The sequence below is a fragment of the Halobacteriovorax sp. DPLXC-1 genome (genome assembly GCF_036903125.1).
GTDB lineage: Bacteria > Bdellovibrionota > Bacteriovoracia > Bacteriovoracales > Bacteriovoracaceae > Halobacteriovorax_A > Halobacteriovorax_A vibrionivorans.
Genome location: NZ_JAYMCO010000001.1, coordinates 911,024 through 935,602, shown reverse-complemented (window position 1 = coordinate 935,602; position 24,579 = coordinate 911,024). Strand labels below are relative to the sequence as shown.

General features: G+C 35.5%; 22 protein-coding genes and 1 pseudogene. 8 read left to right on the top strand and 15 right to left on the bottom strand.

Features of this window, described 5'->3' with window-relative positions; all coding sequences use genetic code 11:
- Position 1: 1 nt before the first annotated feature.
- From VCM44_RS04550 to VCM44_RS04530, 5 genes are all read right to left on the bottom strand, one after another.
- Positions 2-1,003, bottom strand: coding sequence for a hypothetical protein (locus tag VCM44_RS04550; protein WP_334678121.1), 1,002 nt, complete (start codon positions 1,001-1,003; stop codon positions 2-4).
- 64 nt (positions 1,004-1,067) lie between these two features.
- Positions 1,068-2,297, bottom strand: coding sequence for a pyridoxal phosphate-dependent aminotransferase (locus VCM44_RS04545; protein ID WP_114705382.1), 1,230 nt, complete (start codon positions 2,295-2,297; stop codon positions 1,068-1,070).
- The gene (gene coaD / locus VCM44_RS04540) at positions 2,297-2,776 is read right to left on the bottom strand and encodes a pantetheine-phosphate adenylyltransferase (RefSeq protein WP_114705383.1); all 480 of its coding nucleotides are present in this window, start codon (positions 2,774-2,776) and stop codon (positions 2,297-2,299) included. The genes VCM44_RS04545 and coaD overlap by 1 nt, the downstream gene beginning before the upstream one ends.
- A gap of 51 nt (positions 2,777-2,827) precedes the next feature.
- Positions 2,828-3,403 carry an RsmD family RNA methyltransferase gene (locus VCM44_RS04535; protein ID WP_114705384.1) on the bottom strand — a complete coding sequence of 192 codons (576 nt, stop codon included), beginning with the start codon at positions 3,401-3,403 and terminating at the stop codon, positions 2,828-2,830.
- A 19-nt stretch (positions 3,404-3,422) separates the two neighbouring features.
- A complete protein-coding gene (locus VCM44_RS04530; protein ID WP_133296855.1) occupies positions 3,423-4,355 on the bottom strand; it encodes a hypothetical protein in 933 nt (310 codons plus the stop codon).
- A 255-nt stretch (positions 4,356-4,610) separates the two neighbouring features.
- On the opposite strand from VCM44_RS04530, the gene VCM44_RS04525 reads away from it, so the two are divergent.
- Complete coding sequence (locus VCM44_RS04525) at positions 4,611-7,466, top strand: hypothetical protein (RefSeq protein ID WP_334678120.1); 2,856 nt, start codon at positions 4,611-4,613, stop codon at positions 7,464-7,466.
- A gap of 15 nt (positions 7,467-7,481) precedes the next feature.
- A complete protein-coding gene (locus VCM44_RS04520; protein WP_334678119.1) occupies positions 7,482-9,110 on the top strand; it encodes a ChaN family lipoprotein in 1,629 nt (542 codons plus the stop codon).
- Between the two features lie 2 nt (positions 9,111-9,112).
- On the opposite strand, the gene VCM44_RS04515 is transcribed toward VCM44_RS04520, so the two are convergent.
- Entirely contained in the window at positions 9,113-10,576 is a 1,464-nt protein-coding gene (locus VCM44_RS04515; RefSeq protein WP_120405269.1) for a hypothetical protein, read from the bottom strand.
- A 184-nt stretch (positions 10,577-10,760) separates the two neighbouring features.
- Here VCM44_RS04515 and VCM44_RS04510 point away from each other — a divergent pair, with 184 nt between their 5' ends.
- On the top strand, positions 10,761-11,546 hold the full coding sequence (locus tag VCM44_RS04510) for a hypothetical protein (protein ID WP_334678118.1): 786 nt from the start codon (positions 10,761-10,763) through the stop codon (positions 11,544-11,546).
- On the opposite strand, the gene VCM44_RS04505 is transcribed toward VCM44_RS04510, so the two are convergent.
- Together VCM44_RS04505 and VCM44_RS04500 are read right to left on the bottom strand one after the other, a co-directional pair.
- Positions 11,526-11,924: a hypothetical protein gene (locus tag VCM44_RS04505; protein ID WP_334678117.1), complete on the bottom strand. Its 399-nt coding sequence runs from the start codon at positions 11,922-11,924 to the stop codon at positions 11,526-11,528. The two genes, VCM44_RS04510 and VCM44_RS04505, sit on opposite strands and share 21 nt — an antisense overlap.
- Positions 11,905-12,324 carry a hypothetical protein gene (locus VCM44_RS04500; RefSeq protein ID WP_133296857.1) on the bottom strand — a complete coding sequence of 140 codons (420 nt, stop codon included), beginning with the start codon at positions 12,322-12,324 and terminating at the stop codon, positions 11,905-11,907. Before VCM44_RS04500 ends, VCM44_RS04505 begins: the two co-directional genes overlap by 20 nt.
- Positions 12,325-12,445: 121 nt before the next feature.
- Here VCM44_RS04500 and VCM44_RS04495 point away from each other — a divergent pair, with 121 nt between their 5' ends.
- On the top strand, positions 12,446-13,264 hold the full coding sequence (locus VCM44_RS04495; protein WP_114705392.1) for a hypothetical protein: 819 nt from the start codon (positions 12,446-12,448) through the stop codon (positions 13,262-13,264).
- An 11-nt stretch (positions 13,265-13,275) separates the two neighbouring features.
- On the opposite strand, the gene VCM44_RS04490 is transcribed toward VCM44_RS04495, so the two are convergent.
- From VCM44_RS04490 to clpS, 7 genes and pseudogenes are all read right to left on the bottom strand, one after another.
- On the bottom strand, positions 13,276-14,211 hold the full coding sequence (locus tag VCM44_RS04490) for a hypothetical protein (protein ID WP_334678116.1): 936 nt from the start codon (positions 14,209-14,211) through the stop codon (positions 13,276-13,278).
- A 24-nt stretch (positions 14,212-14,235) separates the two neighbouring features.
- Entirely contained in the window at positions 14,236-15,279 is a 1,044-nt protein-coding gene (locus VCM44_RS04485) for an aminopeptidase (RefSeq protein ID WP_334678115.1), read from the bottom strand.
- On the bottom strand, positions 15,267-15,887 hold the full coding sequence (locus VCM44_RS04480; protein ID WP_114705395.1) for a hypothetical protein: 621 nt from the start codon (positions 15,885-15,887) through the stop codon (positions 15,267-15,269). Before VCM44_RS04480 ends, VCM44_RS04485 begins: the two co-directional genes overlap by 13 nt.
- A gap of 84 nt (positions 15,888-15,971) precedes the next feature.
- Positions 15,972-17,447: a tRNA (N6-isopentenyl adenosine(37)-C2)-methylthiotransferase MiaB gene (gene miaB / locus VCM44_RS04475; RefSeq protein ID WP_334678114.1), complete on the bottom strand. Its 1,476-nt coding sequence runs from the start codon at positions 17,445-17,447 to the stop codon at positions 15,972-15,974.
- Positions 17,448-18,133: 686 nt separating this feature from the next.
- A pseudogene (locus VCM44_RS15135) lies at positions 18,134-18,211 on the bottom strand (histone protein); the annotation flags it as partial.
- 416 nt (positions 18,212-18,627) lie between these two features.
- On the bottom strand, positions 18,628-20,970 hold the full coding sequence (gene clpA / locus VCM44_RS04460; RefSeq protein ID WP_334678113.1) for an ATP-dependent Clp protease ATP-binding subunit ClpA: 2,343 nt from the start codon (positions 20,968-20,970) through the stop codon (positions 18,628-18,630).
- A gap of 17 nt (positions 20,971-20,987) precedes the next feature.
- Entirely contained in the window at positions 20,988-21,344 is a 357-nt protein-coding gene (gene clpS / locus VCM44_RS04455) for an ATP-dependent Clp protease adapter ClpS (RefSeq protein ID WP_240406482.1), read from the bottom strand.
- A gap of 109 nt (positions 21,345-21,453) precedes the next feature.
- Between clpS and VCM44_RS04450 the strand changes: the two genes are divergently transcribed.
- From VCM44_RS04450 to ilvA, 4 genes are all read left to right on the top strand, one after another.
- A complete protein-coding gene (locus VCM44_RS04450) occupies positions 21,454-21,960 on the top strand; it encodes a tellurite resistance TerB family protein (RefSeq protein ID WP_114705399.1) in 507 nt (168 codons plus the stop codon).
- Between the two features lie 53 nt (positions 21,961-22,013).
- A complete protein-coding gene (locus VCM44_RS04445) occupies positions 22,014-22,697 on the top strand; it encodes an SH3 domain-containing protein (RefSeq protein ID WP_334678112.1) in 684 nt (227 codons plus the stop codon).
- Between the two features lie 93 nt (positions 22,698-22,790).
- Positions 22,791-23,339: an FxsA family protein gene (locus VCM44_RS04440; RefSeq protein ID WP_114705401.1), complete on the top strand. Its 549-nt coding sequence runs from the start codon at positions 22,791-22,793 to the stop codon at positions 23,337-23,339.
- 9 nt (positions 23,340-23,348) lie between these two features.
- The gene (gene ilvA / locus VCM44_RS04435) at positions 23,349-24,572 is read left to right on the top strand and encodes a threonine ammonia-lyase (RefSeq protein WP_334678111.1); all 1,224 of its coding nucleotides are present in this window, start codon (positions 23,349-23,351) and stop codon (positions 24,570-24,572) included.
- The last annotated feature ends 7 nt before the right edge of the window (positions 24,573-24,579 follow it).

Genomic DNA, 24,579 nt, shown 5'->3' with positions numbered 1-24,579 from the left:
ATTACCTTGAGTGTAGCGTTTCAAAAAATGAGGCCATATAAAAGCCAACTTGCTCTTCACTTCCTGTGAATTCAGTTACACATTCATCTGTATTTTTAACTGTAATTAAATTATTTGATAGGCCAAATGTTGCGACAGGACCAGCTGTAAAAGCATCTTGAACTGTCGAGACATCACTTAAAAGAGTAACGAGGTCGGCATCACTAACATTACCGATGGTAAGATTAGAGAGAACATCAATAAGGTTATTAAAATCTGTCATAAGGCCACATGCGCGATCTAGCTTAATACTTCCGTCGCCATTTTTAAGCTCAGCACTCCCCTCGTCTGCAGTGTCATCACAGACGCCCATGCTTCCAGAAATTGAAGCTACATATGCATCTAGGTCTGCATCACCCATATCAGCATATTGATAAAGACAGACATTCGTTCCAACAGTACCTGCACCTTTTGCACCAGTTGCATCTGAATTACCATAGAAGGCCATATTCATACCGTTTTTAACAAAGAGTAAATACATCAAAAGGGAATTGATATCGGCGGCTCCATAAGAACCAAATGTTTGAATCCTTAGAGTTGCTGAAGGATTTTTTGTAACGGGCCCAACACCACCTGAATAAACAAGAGTGTCCACGGCCTTACTGATATAGTAATAGTCGAGGCTATCGATATTAGTCATCTCTTGAGCAATAGTAAAACTCGATAAACCACTTAAGATTTCGGCCCCTGCTACGATTTTTATAATTTCATTTGCAAAGAAACCTGTAACTGTAAATCCTGCTTTACACGCATAAGAAGAGGCCAGGAGTTTATAATAAGTAGCATCCCCACTCTGCTCTTTCATTGAAAGCATTGCGCTTAAGGCCTTATCGCAATTTCCTGAAGTAAGATGATCTTCAACATAGAGATAGTCTCTTTGAAGCTCGAGTTCATCATCGACTCCACAAGAAGAGACTGAAAGTAGAAATAAGAGATAAGTAGCTAGAACGATTAGTTTATTCACAGCTTAATTATCTCTTAAGAATAGCTTTAATTGGTAGTGGGAACGAGATACCGAAGTATCAGCACTATTCCCGAGTCAAGAACTCAGACAATGCAATAATTGCGTCCCTAAAGTCATCTTTTGGTAGTACAAGTGACATTCTGGCACAATTTGGTAGACCGAAATCACCACTTGGCACCATCGCCACACCTTTTTCCTCAAGTAATTGTTCACAAATCTGAACAGAATAATCAGTTTGATCGTCTTCACTCTTTTTAAACTTTTCAATAATTGGTGCGCTTGAAAAATCCATTAGAAAATAAAAAGCTGATGTCACCTGATACCAACATTTCTCCAGTTGATTTTCTCTAAGAACTTCTCTAAGAATTAATGAATTTTCTCGAAGATGCTTCTTTACAGGCGAGAGGTATTCATCAATTTGATTTAAATTATAACGCAGTAATGCTCTTTGAATTAATGAACAAGAACCAGACGCAGTATGCCCCTGAATCTTTTTAATAGCACTTATAATATCTTCATGAGCAATACAATAACCAAGTCTTAAGCCTGTTGAAGCTAAGCTTTTAGATATCCCGTCCACGATTATTGTACGAGATAAGAGCTCACGATCGTATTGATAAAAATAAGTAGGTCTCGGATCGTAGTAATTTAATTCGTAGTAAATCTCATCTGAAATAACATAAGTATTTTCAAAAGGCTTAATAATCTCTGCGAAGCTTTTCATCCATTTTTCATTATAAAAAACGCCAGATGGATTATTTGGACTATTTAAAATGATGGCCTTTGTTTTATCACTTAATAGTTCTTTGAGCTTTTCAAGGTCTGGCTCAAAAGCATTATAAATAGAAGCCTCTACAACCTTGATGACTCCCCCGTTCAACTTAATCATTTGAGGATAAGAGATCCAATAAGGAGCGAAAACAATAACTTCATCTCCAGGATTTACAAGGGCAGCAAAGATATTTGCCAGAACATGCTTTCCACCATTTCCAACAGTAGCAGCAAAGCGATGGTCGTAGTCTTCAAAACTAATTGATCTCGATGTTTCCACATAATCAATTAACTTCTCAAGTAACTCACCATCACCAGCAACAGGGCTATATTGAAAACTTTTTAAAAAGTCCAACTCTCCACGAATCGCTTCTACTAGCTCTTTAGGTGGACGATATGGAAGTTGCCCCGCTGTTAAGTTATAAACTTTTTGCCCTTCCTTTGCTAAAGCAACGGCCTTTGCATTAAGTTTTAAAGTAATACTTTCGTTGATATCTTCAGAACGTTTTGAGACATTTGTCATTAAACTTTTCCTTTTTTATTAATCCAATTAAAAATAGTATCAGGTACAAATTCTTTAATGAGTTTACCATGTTTATGGATCTCTTTTACTAAAGAACTTGATACGTAATAATTATCTCTTTCCGTGATAAAGAAAACTGTTTCGATTTCAGGATAGAGTCTCTTATTCATTGATGCCATTTGAAATTCAGCTTCAAAGTCACCTGTTGGTCTTAGACCACGAATTATTGAGCTGATTTCATTTTCTTTAGCATAGTCAACAATAAGGCCTTCCCACTTATCAGCTTTTACTCTTGGCTCATCTTTAAAAGTCTCCTCTAACATCGCAACTCTTTCGTCTGCAGTGAAGAAAGGCTTCTTGTTTCGATTGTGGGCAACAAGGATAATGACTTCGTCAAAAACACTTAATGACCTCATTAAGATATCTTTATGTCCATTTGTAAAAGGATCAAACGTACCTGGATAAATTGCTCTTTTCATTGAGTTCCTATTTCTTTTAATTTATATGACTTAATTTTATATGGTAGCTAGCTACATTGCAATTCTTGCAATATAACTCGTTCCCTGCTTGTAAACTTTAGAGAAAGTAAAGGAATGCTTCTTGAGATCATCCTCCACTACTCCTTTTTGACGATCTGACTCCAACCATACTTCACCTTGAAAATCAGATTCTCTTAAAATCTTTAAAATCTCGAAGTAGATGGCCTTCATTTCATAAGGTGGATCGATGAAGAGATGTACTTCATCATATAAGTCAGTCTTAATTGATGTGACGATATTCTTAATATATACCTGAGCTTTTTGCTTGATAACTTCTATATTTGAAGTATCAACTTTCTTATTCATTGAAGCTTTGTTCTTTTTAATAACTGAAATTGCTTTTGGATTATCTTCTACTAAGATCACTCTTTGTGCTCCACGAGAGCAAGCTTCAAAGCCCATAGCTCCACTTCCAGCAAAAAGATCAATAAATAGGCAATTTGTTAAATCTTGGTGTGCATCAAAAAACTTACGTCTTAGCATAACTGTTGTTGCACGTGTAATTGAAACAGGGGGAACAAAAAGGGCATGCCCTTTCGCATGCCCACCCAATATATTTATGGCCATTGAAAACCTTTTTTAAGTCTTAAGCGACATCCTTCTTATCAGTTGGAAGTGGAATATTAAAGTTTACTCCACCTTCAATAAAGGCCTTACAACCTTCTTCTGTAATTGAGATATCAACTCCATTCATCGTTAATTTAAAGCAACCATCTTGTACACTAAGTGTCGCTTGAGAGCCAGCAATTGTTAGATTAACGTTGAAATTCATATTACCCGCTGCACTGAAAGCCACTTCACCTGTTCCAGCTGCTGGAGTTGCAACAGTTGTCGGCTGTACTTCAACCACTTCTTCAGGCTTTTTCATAGCAACAACATTTTCTTCATGAGCTTCTGGTTCAACCTCTTCTTCCATCTCAAGAGCAGGTCCTGCTGAAGCATCAATATCTTCAAGATCTTTCATAATGGCATCCATCTCTGCTTCATCAAAGCCTTCTCCAAATGCTTCAGCAATTGAAGGAGTTGGATTGGCCTCGTCTTCAGATGAAGCTTCCATAAGATCTGTTTCTGAAATAATTTCTGTTTTTTCTTCTGGAGCTGGAGTTGCTTCAGCACTAATTTCTTCAAACTCCTCTGCGGCAGGAAAATCTTCAACATGAAGTTCTTCTTCTACAGGAGCTTGTGTTGCAGCTTCTAGTTCATCGAGAGGGTTAATTTCTTCAGCAACAGGTTCAGCTTCAGCAGCTGGTTCTTCTGGTGCGGCTTCAACTTCAGGAGTCTCCACTTCTTCGGCCTTAACCTCTTCAACAACTGGCACTTCTTCTTTAACTTGCTCTTCCTCTGCTAATGGCCCACTTGTTGTAAGCTCAGCATCAAGACTAGCAAACTCTGCCATGATGTCATCTAACTCGTTTTCTGAAAAACCTTTCTCTGCACTTTTTGCAGCTGCATTTTGTGAACTATTTCCACTCATATGAACTCCATTTACTGAATCATTGTCACTGACTCTCTTCGTCATAGATGACAGAAACTTTAAGAAATATCGCATACATAGTTTCAAGTACTTACAAAGCTTTTCTTAACGGAAAATTGTTTTTTTACATGACAAGATGAGTGGCCATCGTTATATTTTACTACCGATTTTAAGGACGCAACACATGACTTTCCCTTAACAGTTTAGAAAGTTAACTTTCCGATGGATAAGTTAAGGAGTTAGTCTGGCTTAAAATTTGGTTTTACTGGGAATTAAAAAAAATTTGGAATCAACAACACTGTGAAGAACGAATCATTTTCGGCTAAGAATTGGCTGATAAATAATATTGCTGAGACCCAAGGTCCAAGCGTAGCTCAAAAGGAAAGTTTTCCTTCAGAGCAGCCTAGTGGTGCAGCCAGCACTGCTCAGTCTTCACTTCCAAGCATCAATGCCGGTGAATTTCTTGTTTCAGAGCATATCCTACCAAAATGGAGAGGCGAAAGCTTACTCACTAAGGGAAGTGTAAAATTCAAAAAGATTGTTTTTGAATTATTTGATGAAGCAAAAGCACAGGTTAAATCATTTCGTTCACGTAATAGAAGTCTTAGACAGTCTCTTTACCAAGAATTCGTAGATTACACTAAGTATAATAAAGTTCATCCAGAGGGTATTTCAGACTTCAATCAGTTCTGGGAGAACCTCGATAATAAGAATGCTCCTAGTTATGAGCTAACTCAAGAGTTTCTTAAGGTCTACTGCCTACGCTCTATTAGCGTTTATATTTTAAAAGTGCGCTTTATCAGCCAACTGAGTGCATTCTATTCTAAAACATTAACTAAGAAAGAAATCTTAAATCCAAACTCAACTTTAAGTAAGATCTTTAAGGTATCAAGCTCTAGAGAGTTATCAAGTCGTGCCCTTGGGACGAATGAATACAGCTGGTTTAGGCCAAATGAAAACTTTGGAGACAGCATTGTTGAGCTCAATTCAATCTTTAAAGACTTAAACCCAATAGAGTTTTTTAAGGTTTTAAATCACGAAATTCCAAATGAATTAGAAGTTGTTCTATTTAACAACGAAACAGATAAGTATTCACATGCTTTCAGTAACCGAAACTTTGGTTTAATGATTAATAATCTTCTTGTTAATTTTCCAAAGTGGATTGAAAACCACAATGGTTACTTTAGCTTCAATGATGCTCCACATTGCCTAAGTTCTCTCTTTACTGGAGACTTTTTAAACTCACTGACAATTTCTCACTGGATTGCTCAGGAGAATAACTCAAATGAAATGTGGCAAGAAGTTATTTGCCCAGAATTCCGTGGTGATAACTACGTTACTGGTCAATACTTAAAGATCTTCCAAGAAATTCAGTATATGACTTTCCTTGTTTACTTAGCACCGAAACAGCAAAAGGATCCTATTTCTCTTATTGTTTCTTTATTTAAACAGAAGTCTAATAAGTCGAGAGTCTCTGCTAGCGGACAATTCTCTCTGCTCGATTCAACAGAAGTTGAACAAAGTATCTACGACAGAATTCTTGTAAACCTTGTTAATATTCCAAAGAAGAACCCACACCACTTTCTAATTACAAATATTATGCAAAATGGTGAGCATCTATCTAATAGTGGATATATGTATGTTTTCTCAAATCAAAAGCTATTTGTTCCTTCTCATGCAAATAAGAACGAGGCCCTGTTAAAGCAATACAAATTACGTATGCGTATCAATTTTGAAGGGTTAAAAGGTAAAGGAGAAATTCCTCGCTACCTATATATCTTCTCTAAGAGAATTGTTGAAAACAAACTTGATATCTTTGGAAACCCAGATGTTAACTCAGCACTTTTAAAAGAGTCTTGTCTGACAGTTAACATGAACGGTGACCTAACTCACTTCTCGAAATTCGACTTCTTCGTTGAAGAATTAGATAAATTATTTGCAAATAAGAAATCAATTGATGCTCCACTATTTTCTAATGAAACAAAATGTGGATTATCATTTGAATTCCATCAAGATGCGATTCTTAACGGAAAGCTATTAAGTAATAATAGCGAGAGTGACAAGATTACTCACCCTCAATATTTTAAGAACTTAACTAAGAGTTGTATTCCATTTGATCAATTCTTCAGTGTTGAATCGTTATCAAATTACCGATCAAACTCAAGAGATGAAGAGGGTTATGACCTACTTGGTTTCAATATGAATCCTCAAGAGCGCTACCCTTACCTACTAATTGTAGACTTCACTAATGAGAATGACATAAAACTTGAGCTAACTTCAATTGACTCTTTAAAAGCAAAAGTTGAAGAATATGGTTATGCTTACTTCCAGTATTTCGGTCTTCTACCAAAGATCTCAAACTTAAATATCAACTTATTTAGGGAGTTCTTTAAGACTACAATTGGTAAGCAAATTACTCAGCTGACTTTTAATGGTGGACTAAAGAAAACAAAAGCGAAACTCAATGCAATGCTGATTCCAAAATTCCTAGAACGCACTGAGTTTCTACCGGACTACCATATTGAATCACTTCAAGACATTACTCTTTCAAGAGATTCAATTATAAGCTTAAGCTTCGCTACATATAAGCAGCTCTTTAGTAACAAGATTGATACGATCAATCTTCTATCGAAAAAATGGCCATGGCATACAAGCTGTATCCTTTCTCACTTAAAGATTATCATTGGAAATTACAGTGATCAGATCTCAACTGGAAAGATTCAAGCAAATTACGACTTCACGAACCCATCGCTGATTCAAAGAATTGTTGAATTACCAAAATTTCAAATTTACCCAAATAATCAAGATGTATACCTTGAAACACTTATGAGTGACAGAAGCCAGGTACACTTACCTCTGACAAGTGCAATTCTGGAAAAAAGTGAACATACTACTTTCTTAAAGCTAGTTTCAAACGACGTTGAAATCATCAAGTTGCATGGTGATCAACAACTTCTCAAGTTCATTCAATTCATTCTTTCAAGTGCCAAAGGTACTGCAATCTCAACAATACTTCAGTCTCTTGAAGTACCAAGTGCACAAGAATTAAATGCTGTCTTAAGTGCTCAGGACCAAGTGGCCAAGGAAGTGAACGAGACATATCAACTCATTAGCACGACTCTAAATAATATAATTATTGGTCAAATAAATAACTAGTGATATCATAGACTTATGCAACTTAGGGTCGATGAAACTCATTGGAATATCTATCGATATTTTAAAAATAAAGCTAACTCTCTTGAAGGAGAGCCCTCAAAGCTATTAAAGAAGTATCGAACTGATCAACAACGCTATGCTCGCCGTGAGTTTGAGTCATCGACAATCAATCAACTCTACCAATCAATTGATACTTCAGACATTATTTATCTCGGAGACTTTCACACCTTTGATCAGAGTACACGTAACCTTGAGAGAATCATTCGTATCCTAGCAAAGAATGATTACCAATTTGCTATTGGTGTGGAGTTTATCCATATCAATCATCAATTCTTTATCGATTCGTTTTTAAGAGGTGCTATTACGGAATTAGAGTTTCTCGAGTCTATTAACTATAAGAACTCTTGGCGCTTTCCATGGACCTATTACAAGATCTTTTTTGAAATTGCTAAGAAACACAATATTCCAATTATCGCCCTTAATACAAAAGGAAATCTCAACCAAAGAGACAACCAAGCGGCCAAGACCATTACCCGATACCACAAGGAAAACCCTGATCATAAGCTCCTCATCTTATTTGGAGAGCTACATATCGTACCAAATAAACTTCCTCAAAAAGTTTTTGATCTCAATAAAAAGAACGTCGTTCAAACTATTATTCATCAAAATACTGACGAAGTTTACTGGCAACTTGTAAAAAAAGGAAAACTCAGGTCAGATCAAATTGTAAAATATAACTTAAGAGAGTTTGTTCTCGTAAACTCTCCTCCATGGCTAAAGTATGAGTCGCAAATCTATTGGTATGAGCACTTAGCTGATGACCCCAATTTTGATATTCACGAATATATCATCGAAACAGGAACACTCAAGTTTTCAGATAATATCGTTGATAACTTCGCCTACTTTTGTCATGAGATCAACAATACTCTCGATCTCGATATTGCAATTGGAGAACTTGAAGACTTTCGTATCTTTGATCAACAAAACCTAAAAAGAGTTAAAACAACAATTTCAAAGGTTAAATCAAAGAAGGCCCAGTCTTTTTACAAAAAGCTTATTGAACACGGTAAAACGTTCAAACTTCCAGGAAAAAAGGCCTATTATTGCTCTAGCTATTCTGTTAATCGTATCTCTTACTTAGCTGGAATTCATATTTATCAGGCAAAGCTTAAAGTACCTGATAAGGAAATCTTAGAGTTCTTTAATAAACGCGATCGTACCGGACTATTTGTTTATTTAATCCATAATTACATTAGTGCCTACTTCTGCTCTAAGCTTTTTAACCCATATAGAAAATGTAATATGTATAAAGACTTTCAGTACATGTCTCGCGCCAATCGAAATATCAAAAAGAGTGATCAGCAAGTATTTAAAGCCTGTAAAAAGCTTTGTAATAAGAAAGTAATTATTAATGATGAGCTTAAAGGGCTAGATATTTATCAACTTCATAAAACAGCAAGAAAAGTCTCTCATATGCTTGCAGATATTATCTTTGACTACTTCTTTGCTACAAAGAGACCAGAGTACAAAGAGGTATTTCACTTGGTAGTCACTGATGACTACTCAAATGAAAATTACCTCAGTATCTTAAATGAAATTGGAAAATTAGTTTCGATTAAAAGTCTTAAAAAACGCGAGTTCTAAAACTACATCAGGCGTTGCATGATTTCGCGCTTTGTACCTTTTTCAATGCGAGTAACCTTTTTATTAGACTCTTCACTCTTAGGCTCTTCTTTCTTTTCTTGAAGCGCAACTTGATTGATATCTTTCGTCTTAAAAATAAGCTTATACTTTCGTCCAACTGGCTGAAGATCATCATTGTAAAGGTTTGCTAGTTCAAGACGCCCAGAGATGTCTTTTAAAAGTTCTCTTACAATTTGCACAGAAGTTTCAAGCTCTACCCCACTCTTATTATCACCATAAGATGAAATACTTAAGTAGTAGATAGCTCCTAGAGTTTTCCCTTGAACTTCAACTTTTTGAAGAGTTTTTTCTTCGCTCTCCTCAGCAGCTTTTAAAGTATTTTTGGCAGCATCTGTAAGGATACTGTATTGGATTTGTTCAATTGTTTCACGCTCACCAAGAATTTCTCTCTCTTGAGTATCGATTGAAAACTCAATTCCTTGGTCTTTGAATTGATCTTGGACTTTACAAGCGATAAAGCGATTAACAGATGAGATTTCACAACTTTTAACCATTGGAACATTTGACTCATCAAGATTCTTCTCACTTTCTTGAGCGTTACTATCTTCACTCATTGACCAAATTTCATCGGCCACTTCTTTTGCATCTGTATCATCATTAGAAAGAAGCATTCCAAAAGTCTTATTTTCATTAGCTGAAATTGTAGACTTTCTCTTCTCTTTTCTAAAGCTCTGCTTTTGTGCAGAATAAAGCTTTGAGCAATGTTTCATTTCATTAAGCTCTAACGCATTCATTATTACACTTTCAATTTCATCAAAATTCTCATCTTGATTAAGCATTAGTAAACTTAAAGCTTCATCTTCTAATTCCTTACGGCGTCTTAGAACAATTTTTCTAAATACTGCTTCCCAAACAAAAGTAAAGAGAAAAACTGCCGTTATAAGAGCAAGTGATAATTTAATATTTGATAAAGAAGAAGAAATTGTTTCAACATGATTTTCAATCAAAATTGATCCTGCATCAGCAGCATCTTCAAATTGAGAGTATTTTTCATCAATATTCTTTGAGAAGTTCTGATCTGTTACAGAAAACCCTTTCCCTGTACTTCTTAGACTCTCATGGAACCAGTGAACATTTGAACTTACTGTATTGAACTTCTTTATAATAGCTGAAGAGAACTTACCGTACTCATTCATTAAATCTGTAACTTGGGCAAAGCACTCCCCTGTTTGAGAAGTAAAATTGCTGTCCATGTAAGTTGAATTCATGTCACCTGCAACCGCTGCTGTATACGTTTGCTGAACACGAGTACTACATATTTGAATTCCATTTTGGATTGTTGATACCAACTTATATTTGTTTGAAACACCGCTTAGCATATAAGCAATGGTCAATATTGAGATCGAAGATACGGCCAAGATTGCGACTCTTGCCTTTGAAAATTTGTATTTAACAGGTTTACTCATCCATAAGTCCTTAAAATTACGTAAATCATTTACAGCAGTGGCTTTACCACACTTTAATTCTACCTATTCATTAGTCCAGATGAAAGAGTAGACAATTTTTACCAGTTTTAAGGGAAATTTTTGTCCCCAACGGACTAAAATGCTAGAATATTATGAGAAATCATTAAGATTTCACTGGAGAAATATGATCAACCTTTATGTTGCTACTCTATTTTCGCTCTTGCTGCATGCTATTTTGCTAGGCTATGTCATCAATGATGATAGCGATAAGAAGTTAGTGCAAGAAAGGCCCTTAAAAGTTAAGTTCAAACAGGTTGATGTAAGAAAGCTTGGTGTGAAAAAGGCCCAAGATAATAATAACCTCTTCGGTCAACTCGCCTACAGTAAGAACGATTTCAAAAAAGTTGATCAGCAAGTAAAAAGCTCTCGTGCAGCAATTTCCAAGAAGAAAGAAAAAGAAGTTCTTGAATTGCAAAAAAGAGGCTCAATTCAAAGAAATCAATATATTCAAAAGAAGATCTCACAAGAAAGCTTTAAAAGTGCAAATTGGTCTAAGCAGCTTGATACTATTCAAGATGCCTCTGTAACTTTTCTCCCTCCAAAGGGAATAAGCCCTGATGAACTCAATGAGTTTGAGAAAGTTTTTTACGCATTCTATAAACGTGTAGCAACTCAATACATTAACTCTGTACAAATCTCAGTTCGAAATCGAATCAACGAGAGACCTTATGTTGAAAACTCTCTTCGTAATGCGAGTGCTCAAAAACTTAAGGCCGTCGTTCGCTATGATGAGTTAGGAAATGCAGAGATTGTAAAGATCCTAGAGTCTTCAGAAGACGATGATATTCATAAGATCTTTGAAAATGCTTTAGGTAAAATGAATAAGATTCCTAATATTGTAAAAGACCTAAAAGATGAAGATGGAAAGTATTATGCAATCTTCTCTTTATCAGTAAATACACGCCGCTAGGATTAAAGAAGCTACAACAAAAAGCTGTATCTTTCGAGGTATTCCAAAAATTAAAAATACAAAAAAATCCTTCACAGAAAGAGAGTAAGTTCTTTTTGGTAATATCATCTGTGAATCATCATTTGTGATAGTTGGAATAATTTCTTCAAGCTCTGCTTCTAAGGCCTGAGATATTTCCTCATCCGCCGCAAAACCTGCAAAATCCTTTAATATTAATTCTTTTTGTAGATCAAATTGAGCTATTTTTAAACGGCAGTCTTCACAATTAGATAAATGCTCTTCATTGTGAACAAAGTCTGAACTTTCAAAATAAGTCATCTTTTTAGCAAAGAAACACTGTGATCGAGCTTTATTTAAATTAGTTAAGTGGGCGTCCATTATCTCTCTCTTGTGCCGTAGCAAAGTTCATTTGTATATGATCGATATAGGCCAGGACTTCTTGATGTGAAATATTTAAAACCATTGCGATATTATCGACACTCTCCCCTCGAATTTCGAAAAGATAAATACAGGCTTTTTTCTTTACATGATTAAGGAGCTTCCCTTTTGTCTTTGTCTGCTGTGACCTTTTAGTTGCAAGTGAAATTAAACGTAAGAGAAATTGCCTCTCAAAATAATCATTATCAATCTTATACAGGAAGCTCTCATCTTCTTCACTGGCCCCTGTTGCAACATCAATAATTAATTGCATGGCCTGAAGCTGATCTTCAATTAGGTAGTTTGCTACCTGATAATATTGATCCACTAATTTACGTATAATTTCTTTTCTAACTAACACAATTTAATTTTAGCAATCTTTAGGAAAAATGCCATAGCAATTTTCGCTACTTATATGAAGATTAAAGTATATTCAATGAATTACCGATAAAATAGTGAGGAAATGTAAGAACGAGGATAACATGAAAAAGTTTACTTTTATCACTGCAATCGCGTTACTAACCTTAGTTAGTTGCGTCCAGCCTACAAATAAAAGAGCTGATTACAACTCAAGCACAGGTAATGGCTGGGGTGGATCTGGTGGCTCAGACAATGGTTGGAATAACGGTGGCACAGACTGGGGAGACGACTCAGGTTCGGGTGATAATGGAAATAATGAAGATACAACTCCAGGTGATGGCTATGGAGATGGTAATGAAGGTGGAGTGGCCGATGGTGGTCAGACACAAGATTTCTATACAATCGAAGGAATTACTCTTCACGGTAACTCTCGTGTAAATGGATCAAACGCTTGGTGGTCTTCAACAAGCCTTGGTGATGGACAACTTATTCTCTATACTGATTCTCGTTTAAATATTCGTGTTCGTCCAAGACAAGCTCCTGCCCAAGGAACAATGGACTCTTATGGGGTAAAATGTCATTACAACCCTCAACCATATGAAAAACTTAAAATTAAATTATGTATTAGAAGTGAAAGCGGTACTTGTAGTTACCGAACTGTTACTTTCGGCGATATTGCCACTGATAAAGTTTCAAAGGTTAAAGAATTTTCAGGAAGCTATATTCCAAATACAGCAGGACCTGTTGTTATTGACGTTCTTGACGTTCAATGGGATTGGTCATGTCAATACTACCTAAATCAAGGCTACAGCAGTGATGATCCAGCTATTGCTGGATATTGCCAGATGTCTTCTGTTTGGCAAAATGATTGTGTTTCTTTTGATCTTCAGTTCTCAACTGATTACACAAAAGACTTCCCACCATCTGCACCTAGAATGTAATTCTAAATTTCTTAAAATAAATCAAGTGCGAGGTTTCTTTTCATAGCAGAAGAAACCTCCACCATTAGACCTGGACATGTCACATTAACTTCAGATAAACGATTTCCTAGAATATCAAAGGCGACTAAGTCTACTCCGTCATTCATAAGCTTCTTACAAACTTCTTCACACTCGTTCTTAACTTTTGGATCTAAGTCCACAGCAGAATACTTAGCACCTTGTGCAATATTGGCCAGGTACTCACCTTCTTGTGGAACCTTCAAGATTGTTCCTATCTCTTTTGCACGATAGAATATTGAGCGAATTTCGCCAGCGTAAACTGACTCATCAAATTGTTGCACAACAACTGGGCCTTTAAACTCATCGCATTTGGCCTTAAATTTAGCCTCTAGCTCGTTTACACTGATTTTTTCAACACCTATTCCCTGATAAAGATCAAGAGGCTTTAAAATCAATTCTCGTACGCCTTGCGCGCTAATTTTTTCAACGAAGCTCTTCACTCCATTTAATGACGTTCCAACATAGCTCTCAAGACTATTTTCTAATAAGTAAGCTTCTAGCTTTTCATTATGTTTCATAATTCCAATTGGATTATTTTTAACCTGAACAGCTGTCTTACTTTCTAAAAAGTCGAGCATCCATAAATATCGCTGATAGCGTGAATCATATGGTGGATCAATTCGCATATGAAGTATTACTTCATGAGATAGAGTTACCTTCTCTTTCTCATTTACTTGGAAGTTTTCAATGTAGAAGTTTTCATTGATGTCACCAGTGATTTTATAACAATCAAAGCTAACCTGACCTACATTTTTAATGTAGAAGTCATCTTCAAATAAAACAAAGACTTCGTTTCCTTTTTCTTGTGCCGTTAAGGCCATAAGAATAGTGGAATCTTTTTTTGTGACTAATTTCTCAATTGGATCGATAAAGAATATATGCTTCATAATTAGAAGATAGCATTTATTTCATTATTTGGAATTATTTTTAAATAGATACTCTTCAAAACTTAACTCAGTATCGATATCTTCAAACTTTTGATACTTTGCTTCAATATCGGTCAATAGCTTTCTAAGATCACCTTGAAATTTTTGAGCGTAGTCTTCAATATAGGACTGGCTCTTTTCATAAGTCATAAATGCTGCAAGAGATGCACTATTCCACTTCATTTTCTTTGGCCAGCACTTCTTGGCGTTAAGCTCTAGGCATAGCTCTTCTAACTCACGAGGCATCGTCTCATTTAGGTATTGGTCTTTCTTGGCCTGCCAATCTTCACTGCTACGAAGAATTTCTTTAAGTTTCTTAGCGTGTTCAGTAATTGAAGCCTTAAGTTTTGAATTCAGTTTGAGATTCTTTAAGTATTCATCTAGCTTTGGGTCATCTTTGTAATACTCAATAAGCATCTGTTTACCAAAGTAATTAGCGAGATTCTCATTGAGGTCCACTTCATTCTTAACAAAGAAGATTGTATGAAATAGTTCATGAAAAATAGTTTCAGTTAAACTATATCTTCCATACTCAAAGAATGAAGATAGTATTGGATCATCAAAGTTTCCTAAGGTTGAGTATGCCAGCACATCTCTCACATAGGTTTCGTAACCCGATTCTTCCAACTCACGTGCAAATTCTCTAGCAGAGCTTTCTTTGAAAAACCCCAGATAAGGAAAACATCCATAAAAAGTAAAACATTCTTTGCGAGGCTTAACTTCATTTGGTCTTGAAGCTATAACTAAATAAGTTACGGCACGAGTTTTAAGTAGAGTTGTTTGTGAATAGATCTCTGTTGGCTTTTTATCCCAGTAATTATAAAAATACTTTTTGTAAGTTTCGATTTTCTTGATTTTTTCTTTATACTCAGGCTTTACTTTGGGATCCAAAAGAACGTCTTTATTATCTCGTGCGCTCCATAAGATATCAACTTGTCCTATCCCCTGCTCTGTTAAATAGCTTATTTTTGCACATGATATAAAAGAGGTCGTAATCGTAAGAAGCAGTCCAAGTCTTAAAAAATCCATGAGATCCCAGCGTTATATGAGAGTTGATCTCGTGCTTCTTCAAATTCAAAGGCACGAAATACAGTTTTAACAGACCCTTTTAATGAAATGAATCGTGTTAATCTAAATTTTAACGCAAAGGCAGCAAACATGGCACTATATTTTGTCTTATCTTCCTGAGATTCAATTAGGTAATCAGTAGATGTATCAAGATCTGTAACAAGTGTTCTTGATTTTAAAGTATATTCTTGATGACTCCAGCCAAGAGATAAGAGAGGTTGTATAAAAGACTTTCGACTTGAAAAAGCCTGCCTTATCCCTATTCCATAACTACGAGTTTCGATATTAGTTGTCTCATTTTGAATAACAAGGCCTGAACTAACACCACTATTGTCATACTTTCCATAGATTTCATTCTCGGAATGGGCGATATTAAATTCTATTCCTGTATAGGTTAGAAAATAGAAAGTTAAAGAGCCTGCATAAGTTCTTGTTCGATCAAAGGACTCTCTATTTGAGCCCAAAATATTCTTATTATAATTGAAATCGAGATCAAGCTCAGTCATTCCAAAGGAAAGTGAAGTTATAAAGCTTAAAATAAAATACTTAATTAACGTCTTTTTAATCATAAAATATCCTCATAGATATCTTACAACTTTAAAGCTCACTAATAGTCATTTAGGCAAAGAACTCCAAACCCTTGTTATTTCGGGCTATTGTAAGCGTCTTCCTAAGTCTTGAAGAAGTTCACCCTGACATGAAAGAGCTGTTGTACTGATACATTTCACATCAACCCAGTGCCATTTTAGATTAAGATCTTCTGGTCCCTTGAAGTGAATCACGCGATTACAATTCGTTCTCCCCTTCCACTTAGTCTCACCTTTCATTGTATTTGCCCCTTCTACAAGAACACGATACGTCTTTCCAACCATTGTAGAGCGGATCTTTTCCTGGATAGAAAGTTGGAAGGCCTGAACTTCATGCAATCGAGATTTTCTAATTTCTTGTGTTAAGAAGTCTTCCATCTTAGCTGCACGAGTCTTACTTCTTTGAGAGTAGACATAAGAATAGATGAAATCAAATTGAGCTTTCTCAAGTAGATCTAGTGTTTCTTTATGTTCTTCATCTGTTTCATTTACAAATCCACAGATAATATCAGTAGAAAGAACGATTTCTGGCTGGGCCTTACGAAGTTTCTCTAATAGACCAAGGTAATGTTCTTTCGTGTACTCACGATTCATTCTTTGAAGTACGGTATTTGAACCTGATTGAACAGGCAGGTGTAAGTGTTTTGATAATTTCTTAGCTTCACCATGAGCAGCGATAAGATCATCACTTACATCATATGGGTGTGAAGTCGTATATCTTAGAATTTCTAGGCCATTAATTTGATCTAATTCCATAATTAGATCAGATATACGCTCTCCATTTTCTTTTCCAAACGAGTTTACGTTCTGACCAAGAAGCATAACCTCTTGAATTCCTTGATATTCAACGAGTCTTCTTACGTCCTCAACAATTTCGGCCTGCTTTCTAGAACGTTCGCGACCACGTGTATAAGGAACGATACAATAAGTACAATATTTGTCACAGCCTTTGATAATATTAACAAATGCCTGTGGTGTTCCGTGATTAATCTTTGTTTCAATTGAAAAATTAGAAGAGCGGTCCCAAGTATTAACGGAAAACTTATTATCTCCCGCATAAGTTCGGTAAACCATATCGTTAATTGTATCAATAGTGTCTGGACCAAAAGCAAAATTCAGGTGTTTGAATTTTTTTACAAGATCCTTTCCTTCAGTTTGGGCAACACAACCACCTACTCCAACAACTAATTCTTCACCTTTCTTCTTTTTTAAGTGTTTCAACTCACCTAATTGTGAATAAAACTTATTATTTGCAAGTTCTCTTACTGCACACGTATTAAAAAGTACTAAACTTGCTTCATCTAGATCTTCAGTATGTGAAAAATTGAGATTTTTTAAATGAGCAAGAATTCTTTCAGTGTCATGATAATTCATCTGACAACCGTAAGTTTTCATCCAAACTTTACGAGGTGGAAAATCCACATCACCTAATCGAATGATACGATCTCCAGTATTTTCGTCTAAGAATGATGTTGCTACGTGATTTTGCTTACTTACACCTAAACCACTTGGAGAATTTAATTCGTTAGTCTGATTTTCCATAAAAACCTCATTTGCCCAGAGACGCCGCTAGTAGTACGGGCCAAAAGTCCTGAACATTAGTATATAAATAGCTGAAATTACGATAAAACCTAGCGAAAAGCTATGAGATAATATCTCATAAACTACTGAAATCATTAGAATTTTATTACCGAATCAGCTATAAAATCTGGCGATAATATGGTCTTTTTTTAGATGTTTTTGAGTGAAATGTAAATGAGATAAGTAAAATTGACCCAGAAATGCAAAGGCCCGCTATAAATAGCGGGCCCTTTATGAATTAAGAATAAATGTTCTTATTTCTTTTTTGCAACTTTTTTCTTAGTAGCTTTCTTCTTAGTCGTTTTCTTCGCTACTTTTTTCTTTGTTGCTTTCTTTTTTGTAGCTTTTTTAGCAGCTTTCTTCTTAGTTGCTTTCTTTGCTACTTTTTTCTTAGTAGTTTTTTTCTTTGCTACTTTCTTCTTTGTTGCTTTTTTCTTAGTAGCTTTTTTAGCAGCTTTCTTCTTAGTTGCTTTTTTCTTAGCTACTTTCTTCTTAGTTGCTTTTTTCTTAGCTACTTTCTTCTTAGTTGCTTTTTTCTTAGCTACTTTCTTCTTAGTTGCTTTCTTTGCTACTTTTTTCTTTGTTGCTTTTTTCTTAGTTACTTTTTTCTTTGTAGCTTTTTTCTTAGTAACTTTCTTTTTTGTAGCTTTTTTCTTTGCTACTTTTTTCTTTGTAGCCTTTTTAGCTACTTTCTTTTTTGTAGCTTTTTTAGCTACCTTTTTCTTAGTTGTCTTTTTAGTAGTTTTCTTTTTAACTGCCATTGACATCCTCCTGGTTTTTTCAATACTTATATTTATGGTAAACATTATTTTATTTGTGTGCAAACAAAAAATAACATTTTGATTAGCATAAGTATCTTTTTTATTTCCCTATGTTCTTTTTTAACTTCGGATTAATTTGGAAATTACTTTAAATTATTTTTAAAGAAAACAGCGAAACAAGCCGACAGCACGGCTTTTTCAAAAAACATAAAAACTTGAAAAACAAGTTATAGACGTTAGTTACAACTTTGAGTTTATAAAAAAATTAACTGAATATTTTTTTCATTTTTTTTTCAAAAAAGAAGCAAAAACTGCCCTTTCAGGGCAGTTTCGCAATTTTTAAAAGTATGTATTTGGGAAGAATTTAATGATTAAAAAGATTAAAAAAGAAGTTTTAGCTCATCATCTTCAACAGTAACTTCAATCTTTCCACCTTGAGTAAGTTTACCGAATAAAACCTCTGTTGAAATTGGCTTCTTAAGCTTCTGATCGATGATTCGAGCAATTGGTCTTGCCCCCATTTTTTCATCAAAACCGTTTTCTGCAAGCCAGATTTTTGCTTTTTCTGTTAAAACGATCTCAATATTCTTAGCTGCTAACTTCATTTCGAGTTGAGAAACGAATTTTTCAACAATCTTAACAATGTACTCAGTAGAAAGTTTCTCAAAATGGACAATTCCATCTAAACGGTTACGAAATTCAGGGCTAAAAAAGTTCTTTATGGTCTGATCTCGCTTACCTGTATTCTTTGCAGAAGTCTTGGCAAGTCCGATTGCTCCACTGTCCATTTCCTTGGCCCCAGCGTTCGTAGTCATGATTATCACTGTGTTTGTGAAGTCAGTCGTTCTTCCTTGGGAGTCTGTTAATGACCCATGATCCATAACCTGAAGAAGGATATTATAGATATCAACATGTGCTTTCTCTATTTCATCAAGAAGTAACACAGAATGTGGGTTTTTCTTAACAGCATCTGTTAAAAGTCCACCTTGGTCATGGCCAACATAACCTGGAGGCGAACCAATTAGCTTACTGACTGAATGTTTTTCCATATATTCAGACATATCGAAGCGTTCTAGATGACAACCTAACTGATTTGCTAGTTGTTTTGCTAATTCAGTCTTACCAACACCAGTAGGTCCAGCAAAAAGGAAGCTTGAAATAGGCTTTCCTTCATCTCCTAAACCTGATTTTGCCATGTAAATTGCTTGTGATACTTCATCAACAGCATGATCTTGGCCAAAAATAAGCATTTTAAGGTTCTTATTTAGGTCTTTTAGCTTATCTTTTTCAGTTGTTTCAACTGTAAGCTTAGGGATATTTGCCATTTTTGCGACAACATCTTCGATATCTTTCTTAGTAATTGAAGATTTCTTCTTCTTTTCAGGACGAATTTGATTTAAAGCACCTGCTTCATCGATAGCATCGATTGATTTATCAGGGTTCTTCCTATCCATTAAGTAACGAGAAGTTAGAGCAACTGCTTCTTTTATGACATTATCAGAGATCTTTACACCATGATAAGTTTCAAACTTCGGCTTTAATCCCTTTAAAATTGCAATTGTGTCTTCATTTGATGGTTCATCAATATCAATTTTTTGGAATCTTCTATTAAAAGCAGGGTCTTTTTCAATGAATTTACGATGTTCGGCATATGTAGTTGATCCGATTACACGTACAACTCCACGACTTAAAGCAGGCTTTAATAAGTTTGATGCATCCATACTTCCGCCAGATGTTGCTCCGGCACCCATAACCGTATGCATTTCATCGATAAAAAGAATCGCTTTTTTGCCATCTTTATCTAGCTTTTCAAGGTCTTTAATAACACCTTTTACTCTTTGCTCGAAATCACCTCTAAATTTTGCACCAGCAACGAGTGCTGCCATATCTAAATTAAAGATTGTTGTTCCCTTTAACACTTCTGGAACATCTTCTTCAACAATTCTCTGAGCTAGGCCTTCAACAATGGCGGTCTTACCAACACCTGCTTCACCAACAAGAAGAGGGTTATTCTTACGTCGACGACATAGAATTTGAACAATTCTCAATGCCTCTTCTTCTCTTCCAACTAAAGGATCAATTCTGTTCTCACGTGCTTGCTCATTTAAATTAATTGTAAACTTTGCAAGAAATGAGTCTCCTTTCTTAGATCTTGATGAGACATCCTCACCTTCAACATATTCAATTCGAGGAATTTCTTCTCCACCTTCTTCATCATCTGAGCTCAATCCATGAGAAATCGCTTTCACGACATCAAATCTTTCAATTCCCTGCTTCTGAAGAGAGTAAAGAGCGAAGCTTTCTTTCTCTTGGAATAGTGAAACAAGAAGATTTATTCCTAAGATCTGGCTTTTCCCACTTGATTGAACATGGATAGCAGCTCTTTGAATAACTCTCTGTAGAGACATGGAGATCTCTGGTTGATATGTGATCCCATTTTCTCGTGCTAATTCTCTCAGTTCATCATTAACAAATTGTTGTTTTGATAAAGAATCGATTTGATCTTCCGTTAGAATACTAAAGTTTGATTCATCGTGAATAAACTCATTGAGTTCACTCTCCATTTCATCAAGATTACCACCACAATATTCGATGATCTCTCTCACATTTTCATCAGATAATAAGGAGAGAAGAACATTTTCTAATGTCAGATATTCATGCCTAAGAGTATTCGCCCTTTGGATCGATTCGTTAATGATGGTTTCAAGTTTTTTTGACATCATTTTCTTTGCTCCTGTGCCTATTCAGGCTCAACGGTACATAATAGTGGATGACCTTCTTTCTTGGCCTCCGAGAGCACCTTGTTCATCTTAGTCTCGGCCACTTCATAGGAATATGTGCCGCAAACTCCGCGGCCATTATTGTGAACATCAAGCATAATCTTCATCGCCTCTTCTTGGCTTCGATTGAAAATATGCATCAATATCCAAATAACAAATTCCATCGTCGTATAATCATCATTATGAAGTACGACATGATATTTTGATGGCTTTTTTACTCTAACTTTATCAGCTACAGCAATATCCCCATCCTCTTCAGTACTAAAGATGGGAGTAAAAATACTCATGTCAATATTAGCGTCTTTTTTAAAATTCAAATTATCTTCTCCACTTCATCAATGATTTTTCTTTCTTTTCTATTATCGCTTATGTGTGCTAATCTTTTCAAGGAGTATACGACTGAAAAATCACTAAAAAAGGTCACTTATGAACTTCTTCGACTTCTTTAAACAAAATAAGAAAACAGATTCAATTAATGATATTCACGACTTCCTCAATAGCACTTTTCCTCACATGGATGAAGAGCGCCTCGTCATTCTCTCTTGTTTCGCTGGACTACTTGCTCGTATTGCCTATACAGATTTCAATGTTTGCCAACGCGAAAAAAGCGAAATGGAAAAAATACTACGAGATGTAACAAATCTAACAGAAGACGAAGCAAAACACGTCACTGAATATTCAATAAAAATGATGAAACAACTTTCTGGTCTCGATACTAGAAGTTATTGTACACCACTTGTCGATATTCTCTCACAAAATGAAAGATATAAAGTATTAAAAGCCTTATTTGCAATTGCTGCTGCCGATGGTGAAGTTGATCGCGTTGAAAGTAACGAGATAAGCTATATTGCAAATTCTCTAGTTCTCGAAAAAAAATATTTCCTTAGCGCACAAGCTGACGTCAAAGAGTATTTAAAAACTTTGCAAGTTTAAAACTATTCTCTACACTTATATAAGTTACTAGAATAATTAAACAAGGAAGTTAAATGAAAGAGATGAATAATTCTTCAACAGAAGAATTTAAGGGGAATTTTAATTTTGCTAGCATCTTAGATAAGAACGAAAAGAAGATTGCAAAGAGTCCTATTTCTAATCTTCTTCAATCCACGACTCAAACTGTTATAGATCGTGAAGAAGAAAATACGGACAATTCTAATGGTAAAGATCAATTATATAAGAAAATAGAAGAATTAGAGCGCAGATTTGAAACAAAAGAAGTAAATGAGAAGTTTGAAAGACTAGAATCACTTCTTCAATCAATTATCATTAACCAAAAAAGTGTCAAAGAACAAATTGAGTACAAACCTCAAGAAGAGAACCTTCCAACGGCAAGAGACAACAAAAGTATTATCATTGCCAGTGGAATCTTATCAATTGCCATTATCCTTGGGGCGTTTATTTATACTCCTTCAAAAGAGATTAAGCCTGCGCCAAAACAAGCAATCAAAGAAGTCATAACTAAAAAAGAGTTCTTCACACCTATTAAATATTTAAACCTTAGAAGTATTCCAAGTACCAAGGGAACAAAGCTTCAAGTAGTAGCGCCAAATACTCGTGTTGAAGTCCTAAAAACTGATGGAGATTGGGTTCAAATTGAATACCGCGATTATTTAAAAAACACTCTTCATACAGGTTGGGTTTACGATCAAAAGAATTTAAAATCTATATAATTTCAACAAGATACAGGGGCTTAACGGCCCCTACCCTTGACACTCTCCCAACTGCTCCCATCTTTATGTTACACAATTAATAAATGAGGTAACATGTTTCCAATATTGCTATTATTATTTACTGTGGTTCCGGCCATTGAGATCTACCTACTATTTTCGATCGGTGGACAAATTGGTGGTGCCAATACATTTCTTGTTGTTGTACTAACAGGGATCATAGGTGCAGCACTAGCAAAGTCTCAAGGCGCAGCTCTTTTAGCAAAAATCCAAGGTGAGCTTTCTCAAGGTCGAGTTCCAGCTTCAAGCTTTATTCACGGACTACTTGTTTTTGGTGGTGGTCTACTTCTTTTAACTCCAGGTTTTTTAACAGATATTCTAGGCCTATCGATGGTTCTTCCTCTTACAAGACATCTTTGGGCCATGTATATGAGAAAGTTCTTTCTTAAATCAATTCAAACAGGAAATATGCAATTTTACTCCTTCAAAAATGGCGGTGGATTCTCATCATATAGTGGAAATGCTTACAATACTCGAGCTCGCTTTGAGGAACAGTTTGAAAAGGCCCAGGATAATCGTGAAGAAAGTCATGGAGCACGTCAAGTTGACGCAAACACCTTTGAAGTTGACTACGAAAAGAAGTAAGATTTCCTTATGACAGATAAATTAATTGTAGACCTAAATGATATTAAAGAGGCTCGTCTTAATATAGAAAATCGAATTATTAAGACTCCTTTAACCTATTCAACAACTTTAAGTGAGAAATTCAATTGTGAAGTTTATTTAAAACTAGAAAACTTACAATTAACTGGAGCATATAAAGTTAGAGGAGCACTTAATCGCCTCTCAAAACTTTCAGAAGAAGAAAGAGAAAAAGGTGTCATTGCATCTTCAGCAGGAAATCATGCTCAAGGGGTTGCTCTTGCGGCGAAACAGCTCGGTATAAAAGCGACAATTGTAATGCCGGAATCGACTCCACTTGCAAAGATACAAGGAACAAAGAAGTTTGGTGCTGAAGTAATTCTTCACGGTAATTTCTATGATGATGCCTATCAAAAAGCTTTAGAGATCCAAAGAGAAAATGGCCAAGTCTTTATTCATCCATTTAATGATAAGGATATTATTGCGGGACAAGGAACAATTGGGCTTGAGATCTTAGATGAACTAAGTGATGCCGATATTATTGCCGTTCCAATTGGTGGCGGAGGATTAATTTCAGGAATCGCCACTGCAATTAAAGAAAGTGGTTCAAAGTGTCACGTTGTTGGAGTTGAAGCATCTGAGATGCCGGCCATGAAACAATCTCAAGAAAAAGGCAACATCACAACAATTGAAAAGAAGAAAACGATTGCCGATGGAATCGCTGTAACAACCGTTCTTGAGAATACCTTTGATATTGTAAAAAAATATGTTGATGAGATAGTAACAGTCAAAGAAACTGAAATCTCTCATGCTATCGTTACTTTATTAGAATACGAGAAGATATTAACAGAAGGCGCTGGAGCCGCATCAGTGGCCTCTCTCCTCTATGATCAATTAAGTGATATAAAAGGAAAAAAAGTTGTTCTTGTAGTTAGTGGTGGAAATATAGACCTAAATATTCTTGATCGAATTATTGAAAGAGGACTTGTAACATCTGGGCGCTCTTGTTCAATTGTTGTTAATGTTCCCGATACACCGGGTACAATTGCACATATCGCAAGTATCATTGGTGGCAAAGAAGCCAATATTTTAGAAATTCACCACAATAGGGCCTTCACAACAAGTGTTCTTGGAGAAACAGAAGTTGAATTTACACTTGAAACGAGAGGACATTTGCATATTCGTGAAATTGTTGATGAACTGACGTCAAAAGGTTTCAGTGCAAAGCGTGTATAAAAGGATG

What these genes read in the sequence shown, in the direction of transcription:
- VCM44_RS04450 (WP_114705399.1), top strand. Translation starts at nt 21,454, where the DNA reads ATGAACTTCTTCGACTTCTTTAAACAAAATAAGAAAACAGATTCAATT.
- VCM44_RS04485 (WP_334678115.1), bottom strand. Translation starts at nt 15,279, where the DNA reads ATGGATTTTTTAAGACTTGGACTGCTTCTTACGATTACGACCTCTTTT.
- VCM44_RS04480 (WP_114705395.1), bottom strand. Translation starts at nt 15,887, where the DNA reads ATGATTAAAAAGACGTTAATTAAGTATTTTATTTTAAGCTTTATAACT.
- VCM44_RS04505 (WP_334678117.1), bottom strand. Translation starts at nt 11,924, where the DNA reads ATGGACGCCCACTTAACTAATTTAAATAAAGCTCGATCACAGTGTTTC.
- VCM44_RS04520 (WP_334678119.1), top strand. Translation starts at nt 7,482, where the DNA reads ATGCAACTTAGGGTCGATGAAACTCATTGGAATATCTATCGATATTTT.
- coaD (WP_114705383.1), bottom strand. Translation starts at nt 2,776, where the DNA reads ATGAAAAGAGCAATTTATCCAGGTACGTTTGATCCTTTTACAAATGGA.
- VCM44_RS04490 (WP_334678116.1), bottom strand. Translation starts at nt 14,211, where the DNA reads ATGAAGCATATATTCTTTATCGATCCAATTGAGAAATTAGTCACAAAA.
- VCM44_RS04545 (WP_114705382.1), bottom strand. Translation starts at nt 2,297, where the DNA reads ATGACAAATGTCTCAAAACGTTCTGAAGATATCAACGAAAGTATTACT.
- VCM44_RS04510 (WP_334678118.1), top strand. Translation starts at nt 10,761, where the DNA reads ATGATCAACCTTTATGTTGCTACTCTATTTTCGCTCTTGCTGCATGCT.
- clpA (WP_334678113.1), bottom strand. Translation starts at nt 20,970, where the DNA reads ATGATGTCAAAAAAACTTGAAACCATCATTAACGAATCGATCCAAAGG.
- VCM44_RS04495 (WP_114705392.1), top strand. Translation starts at nt 12,446, where the DNA reads ATGAAAAAGTTTACTTTTATCACTGCAATCGCGTTACTAACCTTAGTT.
- VCM44_RS04440 (WP_114705401.1), top strand. Translation starts at nt 22,791, where the DNA reads ATGTTTCCAATATTGCTATTATTATTTACTGTGGTTCCGGCCATTGAG.
- miaB (WP_334678114.1), bottom strand. Translation starts at nt 17,447, where the DNA reads ATGGAAAATCAGACTAACGAATTAAATTCTCCAAGTGGTTTAGGTGTA.
- VCM44_RS04530 (WP_133296855.1), bottom strand. Translation starts at nt 4,355, where the DNA reads ATGACGAAGAGAGTCAGTGACAATGATTCAGTAAATGGAGTTCATATG.
- VCM44_RS04445 (WP_334678112.1), top strand. Translation starts at nt 22,014, where the DNA reads ATGAAAGAGATGAATAATTCTTCAACAGAAGAATTTAAGGGGAATTTT.
- VCM44_RS04535 (WP_114705384.1), bottom strand. Translation starts at nt 3,403, where the DNA reads ATGGCCATAAATATATTGGGTGGGCATGCGAAAGGGCATGCCCTTTTT.
- VCM44_RS04515 (WP_120405269.1), bottom strand. Translation starts at nt 10,576, where the DNA reads ATGAGTAAACCTGTTAAATACAAATTTTCAAAGGCAAGAGTCGCAATC.
- ilvA (WP_334678111.1), top strand. Translation starts at nt 23,349, where the DNA reads ATGACAGATAAATTAATTGTAGACCTAAATGATATTAAAGAGGCTCGT.